The following is an 8,403-nucleotide window of genomic DNA, read 5'->3' as shown; positions in this document are numbered from 1 at the left end:
TTGGTCTCAGGCTTTTTATCTTGAGAAAGTCAGACTTTTTCCTTGACTATTTCTGACCAAGTGATACAATAGAACTATGATTTAGCACTCATATACAAAGAGTGCTAATAATATGTAGTTCATCATGGAGGAAAACAGATGTTGAAACCATTAGGAGACCGTGTGGTCTTGAAAATCGAAGAAAAAGAACAAACTGTTGGAGGTTTTGTCCTCGCAGGTTCAGCCCAAGAAAAAACCAAAACAGCCCAAGTTGTAGCTACTGGACAAGGTGTTCGTACCTTGAACGGTGACTTGGTTGCTCCAAGTGTTAAAGCTGGAGACCGTGTCTTAGTTGAAGCTCACGCAGGTCTTGATGTCAAAGACGGCGATGAAAAGTACATCATCGTAGGCGAAGCTAACATCTTGGCAATCATTGAAGAATAGAAGGAGAAAGTAAGTATGTCAAAAGAAATTAAATTTTCATCAGATGCCCGTTCAGCTATGGTTCGCGGTGTCGATATCCTTGCAGACACTGTTAAAGTAACCTTGGGACCAAAAGGCCGCAATGTCGTTCTTGAAAAATCATTCGGTTCACCCTTGATTACCAATGACGGTGTGACCATTGCCAAAGAAATCGAATTGGAAGACCATTTTGAAAATATGGGTGCCAAATTGGTATCAGAAGTAGCTTCTAAAACCAATGATATCGCAGGTGACGGGACTACGACTGCAACAGTCTTGACCCAAGCTATCGTCCGTGAAGGAATCAAAAACGTCACTGCAGGTGCCAATCCAATTGGCATTCGTCGTGGGATTGAAACAGCAGTTGCCACAGCTGTAGAAGCCTTGAAAAACAATGCCATCCCTGTTGCCAACAAAGAAGCCATTGCTCAGGTTGCCGCCGTCTCTTCTCGTTCCGAAAAAGTAGGTGAATACATCTCTGAAGCCATGGAAAAAGTTGGCAAAGACGGAGTCATCACTATCGAAGAGTCACGTGGTATGGAAACAGAACTTGAAGTTGTTGAAGGAATGCAGTTCGACCGCGGCTATCTTTCACAGTACATGGTGACAGATAGCGAAAAAATGGTAGCTGACCTTGAAAATCCATATATCTTGATTACCGACAAGAAGATTTCAAATATCCAAGAAATCTTGCCACTCCTAGAAAGTATTCTTCAAAGCAATCGTCCACTCTTGATTATTGCGGATGATGTGGATGGCGAAGCTCTTCCAACTCTTGTTTTGAACAAGATTCGTGGAACCTTCAACGTAGTAGCAGTTAAGGCACCTGGTTTTGGTGATCGTCGCAAAGCCATGCTTGAAGATATAGCCATATTAACAGGCGGAACAGTTATCACTGAAGACCTTGGTCTTGAGTTGAAAGATGCGACAATTGAAGCTCTTGGTCAAGCAGCGAGAGTAACTGTGGACAAAGATAGCACTGTTATCGTAGAAGGTGCTGGAAATCCTGAAGCTATTTCCCACCGTGTTGCGGTTATCAAGTCTCAAATCGAAACCACAACTTCTGAGTTTGACCGTGAAAAATTACAAGAACGCTTGGCGAAATTGTCAGGTGGTGTAGCGGTTATTAAGGTCGGAGCTGCAACTGAAACTGAGTTGAAAGAAATGAAACTCCGCATTGAAGATGCCCTCAACGCTACTCGTGCAGCTGTTGAAGAAGGAATCGTTGCAGGTGGTGGAACAGCCCTTGTAAATGTTATCCCAGCCGTGTCTAATTTGGAATTGGCAGGTGATGAAGCAACAGGACGCAATATTGTTCTCCGTGCTTTGGAAGAACCTGTTCGTCAAATCGCCCACAATGCAGGATTTGAAGGGTCTATCGTTATCGATCGTTTGAAAAATGCTGAGCTTGGTACAGGTTTCAACGCAGCAACTGGCGAGTGGGTTAACATGATTGATCAAGGTATCATTGACCCAGTTAAAGTTAGCCGTTCAGCCCTACAAAATGCAGCATCTGTAGCCAGCTTGATTTTGACTACAGAAGCAGTCGTAGCCAATAAACCAGAACCAGTAGCCCCAGCTCCAGCAATGGATCCAAGCATGATGGGCGGCATGATGTAAGCTTTCTATAGAAAACAACTTATAAAAAACACAAAAGGAGGGAATGACTAACCCTCCTTTTTATGATATTCACTTCTAAATTGATTTGAGCTCTCCTAACTTATATGATAAAATAAGACTAGAAAAAGGAGAAGAACATGATCGATGTAGAAGAAATTCTGAGCAAGATGAACCCCAATCAGAAGATTAATTATGACCGTGTCATGCAGAAGATGGTACAAGTATGGGAGAAAAATGAGCAACGTCCAACTATTCTCATGCATGTTTGCTGTGCCCCTTGCAGTACCTATACTCTAGAATATTTGACTAAGTATGCAGATGTGACTATTTATTTTGCCAATTCTAATATCCATCCCAAGGCAGAATACCACAAGCGGGCTTACGTCACCAAAAAATTTGTCAGTGATTTCAATGAGCGAACAGGAAATACGGTCCAGTATCTAGAAGCTCCCTACGAACCAAATGAATACCGAAAATTGGTCAGAGGGTTGGAGGAAGAGCCTGAAGGAGGCGACCGTTGCAAGGTTTGCTTTGACTACCGACTGGATAAGACAGCGCAAGTGGCTATGGACTTGGGCTTTGACTACTTTGGCTCAGCCTTGACCATCAGTCCTCATAAGAATTCTCAAACTATTAACAGCATCGGAATCGATGTGCAAAAAATTTACACAACCCACTATCTTCCAAGTGATTTCAAGAAAAATCAAGGCTACAAACGTTCGGTAGAGATGTGTGAAGAGTATGACATTTACCGTCAATGTTATTGTGGATGTGTCTATGCAGCACAAGCCCAGAATATTGACCTGGTTCAAGTTAAGAAGGACGCCACGGCTTTCATGCTTGATAAGGATGTTGAAAAAGACTATTCTCACATCAAATTTACAGTTACAAAATTAGATATATAAATGAAAACTTGCCCCAAGGTAAGTTTTTTGCTAGTAGAAAAGCGATAGATAGAAATTGCTGGATCAATCTTTGAATTTCTAGTCCAAGGATTGTGAGTCTTCAACAAGCCTTGGACTCTTAAAAAAATGAAGTTTTGCTCAAAAGAGCTTTTTAAATTAAAACGAGCAATTATCAGTTCAAATCTGTTTCAAAAGAAGAACGGATAAATTAATTGATGCTTGGTTTTTGAGTTAGGAAGTTAAGCATGCTAAACTGAGTCGTAGGAATAAATTTCTTTATAGAAATGTGTTACAACTCTGCTATAACGGAATATTCCTTTTTTGCATTTATACAACTTATTTAACACTGTCTTTATTCTTGTGATATAATGTCAAATTATAGAGTGGAGGTCATTTAAAATGATTGATAAAGTAATTGAACAATATAAAAGTCATGATAATCTTGATATTCGAGTAGAATTGCATAAGAAGTATTCAAAAAATAAATTGGGATTTAATAATTGGATATTTTCTAACTACCAAATCACTGATGAAGTAAAGGTTCTAGAATTGGGATGTGGTACAGGAGAACTGTGGAAAAGTAATAGTGATTCTATAGATACAATGAAGCAGTTGGTTGTTACAGATTTTTCTAAAGATATGGTAAAAACAACGAAGTCAGTAATTGGAAATAGAGACAATGTTAACTATGAAATAATTGATATTCAAAAGATTTCTTTTGAGAATGAAACCTTTGATATTGTTATTGCTAATATGCTTTTACATCATGTGAATGATATTCCTAAAGCTCTCTCTGAGGTGAATAGGGTCTTAAAAATCGGAGGAATTTTTTACTGTGCTACATTTGGTGAAAATGGAGTTGTAAATTATTTGGCAAGTTTATTTAAAGATGAGGTTAATCAAGATTTAGAAAATAAAACGTTTACTTTACAAAATGGTAAAAGGTACCTGAGTACGTATTTTAACTCTGTCGATACATTACTCTATGATGATGAGTTACAGGTAACTAGTATAGATGACCTAGTTAAATACATCCAATCGTTTAAAAGAATTTTAGAAATAGGTTCACTAGAAGAGGAAATAATACGTAAAAGATTGGAAAGTGCGTTTTATAATGGTATGTTGATCATTCCTAAAGAATATGGTATGTTTGTCGCTCGAAAAGAAAGTTAAGGGAACGAAAGTGTGAAAAATTATGGAGAAGCTTTTCGATATTTTAGAAAATTAAACGGATATTCTTTAGAGTATGCTGCAGCTGATTCTATATCAAAATCTCAACTTTCTAGATTTGAAAGAGGAGAAAATGAAATTTCTCTTTCAACGTTCTTTAAATTATTATCAAATATCAATGTTTCGATAGAGAATTTTTGTAATTACTTAGAACATTATAAAAGATCGGAGTTTGATGATTTTTTGGTTAACTTATCTCCAAATTTTTATAGTTTGAATACTAAAGGATTGGAGGAAATAAAAAATGAGCAACAAAAACTTTTTGAGAAGAGTGTAGAAAAAACTCATAAAATAAATACAATTATGGTTCAGGGATTATTAAATCAGATAGATTGTAATCATGTAGTTAGTAGAGATGATCTAAATTTAGTATATGACTATTTATTCCAGAAGGAACGATGGGAGTCCTATGAGATAACGCTGATTGGTAATTTATATCATCTTTTTGAAATAGATTATATTTACATGGTCAGAAAAGAAATACTAGAGCGTACACATTATTACGAAAAAATCGGCAAGAATAGAAATTTAGTTGTGTCAGCTTGTTTAAATTTTTGGTTCTGTTGCCTTGAAAATTCACATCTAATATATGCAGACTACTTTGAAATGAAACTAAAAAAATTATTAAAAGATGACACAAAAGTTTTTGAAAAATCTACATTCAAATTTGTAGAAGGATATAAAATATATCTGACTGAATCTAAAGAATCTGGAATTAAACAAATGAACAATGTCATAAAATATTTTGAGTTTATTGAGTCTAAAAGTATTGCTTTATATTTTCAAAAACGATTAAATGAGTTGGTAGATTAAATAGCATTTTCTCTGTTGAGATATTGTTTTTAAAATATTGTACTAAATGATTGATGCTATATGGAAATAACTAAAAAAATTTTTTTGATACGAAGTTGACCTGTATTTTTTATACTAATCATTTTCGTATTTTTTGTATTAAATGATATGAGTTTGTTGTAAACTTACAAGGAATAAAGACATTAAAAAATAACAGTATATCTATTTGTTTTATATATTTTACGAATTCGGCATAAATCTCTTTCTAGTAAGGTGTTGTAACTCTACTATAATGGATTTATTCCTTTTTGTGTTTACACAATTTATTTTACACTACCAAAAAAACAAGGTCAGGATTTTGTTCCTGACCTTTGACAACTTTACCGATTCTTTAGTTCTACATAGCGCTTGTACCAAATGTTTACATAGGCTTCTGAGAAAGGACCGCGTCCATTGTTAATCCAATCAACAAGAATTTTGACATGTTCTTTTAAAATATAGTCCAAGTCATCAGAATAATTCATTTTGCGTTTGTGACGCTCATACTCCTCAACGTCCAAGAGACGTTTTTCCCCATCTGTAAAAATTTTAACATCCAAATCGTAATCAATATATTTCAGTGCTTCTTCATCCAGATAGTAGGGGCTAGCCATATTGCAATAGTAGGAAATTCCATTATCACGAATCATGGCAATGATATTAAACCAATATTTCTTATGAAAGTAAACAATAGCCGGTTCTCGAGTGACCCAACGACGACCATCACTTTCGGTAACAAGTGTATGATCGTTGACACCAATAATGGCGTTTTCTGTTGTTTTTAGTACCATGGTGTCCCGCCAAGTTCGGTGGAGACTCCCATCATGCTTATAACTTTGAATTGTAATAAAGTCGCCTTCTTTTGGAAGTTTCATAACTAACCAACTTTCTACAATTTATAAGTTTATCGTTTACTATTGTACCATAAAAATGCCTAAAATCTGTGAATTTTACACGAAAATATTAAAGATATTCTCTAAGAGCGCTTGCTATATCCGAAAAATCGTAGCCCTTTCGTGCTAAAACTTGGGTTAAACGCTGCTTCAGTTCGTATCCTTCATATTTTCGGGCATACTTGGCATATTGCTTATCAAGTTCCTTGAAGATGAGTTCCTGAGTCGTTTCTTGGTCAACTTGACTATCCAACTGGTCAAAGGCACTTTTAGCATCAGAATAGGAAAACCCCTTGTTGGTCAGATTTTGTATAATCTTATCCTGCAAAGCACGAGCAGGAAGCATTCCCTCATATTTTTTCAATAGTTTATTAGCTACACGTTGAGCAACTTCAGAAAAATCAAATTCTTTCAAGTTCTCTTCTATAGTAGATTTTGAAATCCCTTTTTGAGCTAGTTTCTGAGTCAGTACATAAGGCCCCTTGTCTCCTGAAAGTTGATTGGCATTGATGATAGCATAAGCGTACTGGCCATCATTAATCCAATTATCCTTTTTAAGATTAGCAATGACTTGAGAAACTATGTTTTCATCAATATTGTATTTTTTCAGATATTCTCTGACTTCTTTTTCAGTGCGTGCTTTAAAGGATAGGTGGTAGAGGGCTAGATTCTTACCATAAGAAAATTGAGCAAAGTCCTGAATCTCTTTCAATTCCTCTTCGATTATCACCTTATCTCTTGATAACATAAAACGAACAATTGTATCTTCAGTAATATAGCATCTATTGTCATTATCAAGCTCCATCAGATAGAGTCTTTTTTTCTTTTCAAGTTTTGTGATTTTCATAGTTCTATTATAACTCAAAATGTGATAAGATAGGGATATGAATCTGAAAGTGAAACAAAAAATACCATTAAAAATCAAGCGCATGGGAATTAATGGTGAGGGAATCGGCTTTTACCAAAAAACGTTAGTCTTTGTACCTGGAGCTTTAAAAGGAGAAGATATCTATTGTCAGATTACTTCTATTAAACGTAACTTTGTTGAAGCGAAATTATTAAAGGTCAACAAGAAGTCTAAATTCCGCGTTGTGCCAGCTTGTACTATTTACAATGAGTGCGGAGGCTGCCAAATCATGCACCTACATTATGATAAGCAGCTAGAGTTCAAGACGGACTTGCTTTATCAAGCGCTGAAAAAATTTGCCCCTGCAGGATATGAAAATTATGAAATCCGCCCGACGATTGGTATGCAGGAACCAAAGTACTACCGTGCTAAGTTACAATTTCAGACTCGAAAATTTAAGAATCAGGTCAAGGCGGGCTTATATGCACAAAACTCTCACTATTTAGTAGAGTTGAAAGACTGCCTGGTACAAGACAGGGAAACCCAAGTGATTGCTAATCGTCTAGCGGAATTACTTACTTATCACCAGATTCCAATCACGGATGAGAGAAAAGTTCTAGGTGTTAGAACTATAATGGTTCGACGAGCAAGAAAGACTGGACAGGTTCAGATTATTATTGTTACAAATCGTCAGCTTAACTTAACTCAACTTGTAAAAGAATTAGTTAAAGATTTTCCAGAAATTGTGACAGTAGCTGTGAATACAAATACAGCTAAAACCAGTGAGATTTATGGTGAAAAGACAGAGATTATCTGGGGACAAGAGAGTATTCAAGAAGGTGTTCTCGATTATGAATTTTCACTATCCCCTCGAGCTTTTTATCAGCTAAATCCTGAACAAACAGAAGTACTATATAACGAGGCGGTAAAAGCCTTGGATGTTAATAAAGAAGACCATTTGATTGACGCTTATTGTGGAGTTGGAACAATTGGATTTGCCTTTGCAAAGAAAGTTAAAACACTCAGAGGTATGGATATTATTCCAGAAGCCATTGAAGATGCCAAGCGAAATGCTAAAAGAATGGGATTTGACAATATTCATTATGAAGCTGGAACAGCAGAAGAGATTATTCCTCGTTGGTACAAGGAAGGCTACCGAGCAGATGCTCTGATTGTGGACCCACCACGTACAGGTCTGGACGATAAGTTATTAGATACTATTCTTACTTACGTACCAGAAAAAATGGTCTATATTTCTTGTAATGTTTCGACCTTGGCTCGTGATCTAGTGCGCTTAGTAAAAGTATATGATCTCCATTATATCCAATCGGTCGATATGTTCCCACATACCGCTCGAACTGAGGCTGTTGTAAAATTAATTAAAAAAGTTTAAAAAAGGTGTTGACAAAAAACAAAAAGTCGGTATAATAGTAAGAGTTGAAAATAACTCTGGTCCGTTGGTCAAGGGGTTAAGACACCGCCTTTTCACGGCGGTAACACGGGTTCGAATCCCGTACGGACTATGGTATGTTGCGGTAGGAACACTTGATGAAAAAAGTTTTAAAAAAGTTTCAAAAAAGTGTTGACAAGCGAAAGCGACTGTGATATACTAATATAGTTGTCGCTTGAGAGAAGT

At 36.2% G+C, this 8,403-nt stretch carries 8 protein-coding genes and 1 tRNA gene; 7 read left to right on the top strand and 2 right to left on the bottom strand.

The window, feature by feature from the left end; genetic code table 11:
• Positions 1 to 138 precede the first annotated feature (138 nt).
• The 5 genes from groES (at position 139) to SMSK597_RS12585 (ending at position 5,009) form a co-directional block, all read left to right on the top strand.
• A complete protein-coding gene (gene groES, locus SMSK597_RS03660; RefSeq protein ID WP_000917323.1) occupies positions 139 to 423 on the top strand; it encodes a co-chaperone GroES in 285 nt (94 codons plus the stop codon).
• 15 nt (positions 424 to 438) lie between these two features.
• On the top strand, positions 439 to 2,061 hold the full coding sequence (groL, locus tag SMSK597_RS03655) for a chaperonin GroEL (protein ID WP_000031589.1): 1,623 nt from the start codon (positions 439 to 441) through the stop codon (positions 2,059 to 2,061).
• 137 nt (positions 2,062 to 2,198) lie between these two features.
• On the top strand, positions 2,199 to 2,966 hold the full coding sequence (locus SMSK597_RS03650) for an epoxyqueuosine reductase QueH (RefSeq protein WP_000567569.1): 768 nt from the start codon (positions 2,199 to 2,201) through the stop codon (positions 2,964 to 2,966).
• A 399-nt stretch (positions 2,967 to 3,365) separates the two neighbouring features.
• Positions 3,366 to 4,139, top strand: a complete 774-nt coding sequence (locus tag SMSK597_RS03645; protein WP_000566051.1) for a class I SAM-dependent methyltransferase — start codon at positions 3,366 to 3,368, stop codon at positions 4,137 to 4,139.
• Between the two features lie 12 nt (positions 4,140 to 4,151).
• Positions 4,152 to 5,009, top strand: a complete 858-nt coding sequence (locus SMSK597_RS12585; RefSeq protein WP_000800709.1) for an Rgg/GadR/MutR family transcriptional regulator — start codon at positions 4,152 to 4,154, stop codon at positions 5,007 to 5,009.
• A 359-nt stretch (positions 5,010 to 5,368) separates the two neighbouring features.
• On the opposite strand, the gene ntdP is transcribed toward SMSK597_RS12585, so the two are convergent.
• Both ntdP and recX read right to left on the bottom strand, forming a co-directional pair.
• The gene (ntdP, locus tag SMSK597_RS03635; protein ID WP_000775316.1) at positions 5,369 to 5,902 is read right to left on the bottom strand and encodes a nucleoside tri-diphosphate phosphatase; all 534 of its coding nucleotides are present in this window, start codon (positions 5,900 to 5,902) and stop codon (positions 5,369 to 5,371) included.
• A gap of 88 nt (positions 5,903 to 5,990) precedes the next feature.
• The gene (recX, locus tag SMSK597_RS03630) at positions 5,991 to 6,767 is read right to left on the bottom strand and encodes a recombination regulator RecX (protein WP_000705084.1); all 777 of its coding nucleotides are present in this window, start codon (positions 6,765 to 6,767) and stop codon (positions 5,991 to 5,993) included.
• A gap of 37 nt (positions 6,768 to 6,804) precedes the next feature.
• On the opposite strand from recX, the gene rlmD reads away from it, so the two are divergent.
• Together rlmD and SMSK597_RS0101890 are read left to right on the top strand one after the other, a co-directional pair.
• On the top strand, positions 6,805 to 8,160 hold the full coding sequence (gene rlmD, locus SMSK597_RS03625; protein ID WP_001050284.1) for a 23S rRNA (uracil(1939)-C(5))-methyltransferase RlmD: 1,356 nt from the start codon (positions 6,805 to 6,807) through the stop codon (positions 8,158 to 8,160).
• Between the two features lie 58 nt (positions 8,161 to 8,218).
• Positions 8,219 to 8,290, top strand: a tRNA-Glu gene (locus tag SMSK597_RS0101890).
• Positions 8,291 to 8,403 lie beyond the last annotated feature (113 nt).

This window comes from Streptococcus mitis SK597, from assembly GCF_000148545.1.
In the GTDB taxonomy this organism is placed as follows: domain Bacteria; phylum Bacillota; class Bacilli; order Lactobacillales; family Streptococcaceae; genus Streptococcus; species Streptococcus mitis_C.
Note: the sequence above shows the minus strand (reverse complement) of the source record. Positions and strands in the feature narration are given on the sequence as shown.

Bases quoted from the DNA above. Each gene is read 5' to 3' on its own strand.
- groES (WP_000917323.1), top strand. From the start codon at position 139: ATGTTGAAACCATTAGGAGACCGTGTGGTCTTGAAAATCGAAGAAAAA.
- groL (WP_000031589.1), top strand. From the start codon at position 439: ATGTCAAAAGAAATTAAATTTTCATCAGATGCCCGTTCAGCTATGGTT.
- SMSK597_RS03650 (WP_000567569.1), top strand. From the start codon at position 2,199: ATGATCGATGTAGAAGAAATTCTGAGCAAGATGAACCCCAATCAGAAG.
- SMSK597_RS03645 (WP_000566051.1), top strand. From the start codon at position 3,366: ATGATTGATAAAGTAATTGAACAATATAAAAGTCATGATAATCTTGAT.
- ntdP (WP_000775316.1), bottom strand. From the start codon at position 5,902: ATGAAACTTCCAAAAGAAGGCGACTTTATTACAATTCAAAGTTATAAG.
- recX (WP_000705084.1), bottom strand. From the start codon at position 6,767: ATGAAAATCACAAAACTTGAAAAGAAAAAAAGACTCTATCTGATGGAG.
- rlmD (WP_001050284.1), top strand. From the start codon at position 6,805: ATGAATCTGAAAGTGAAACAAAAAATACCATTAAAAATCAAGCGCATG.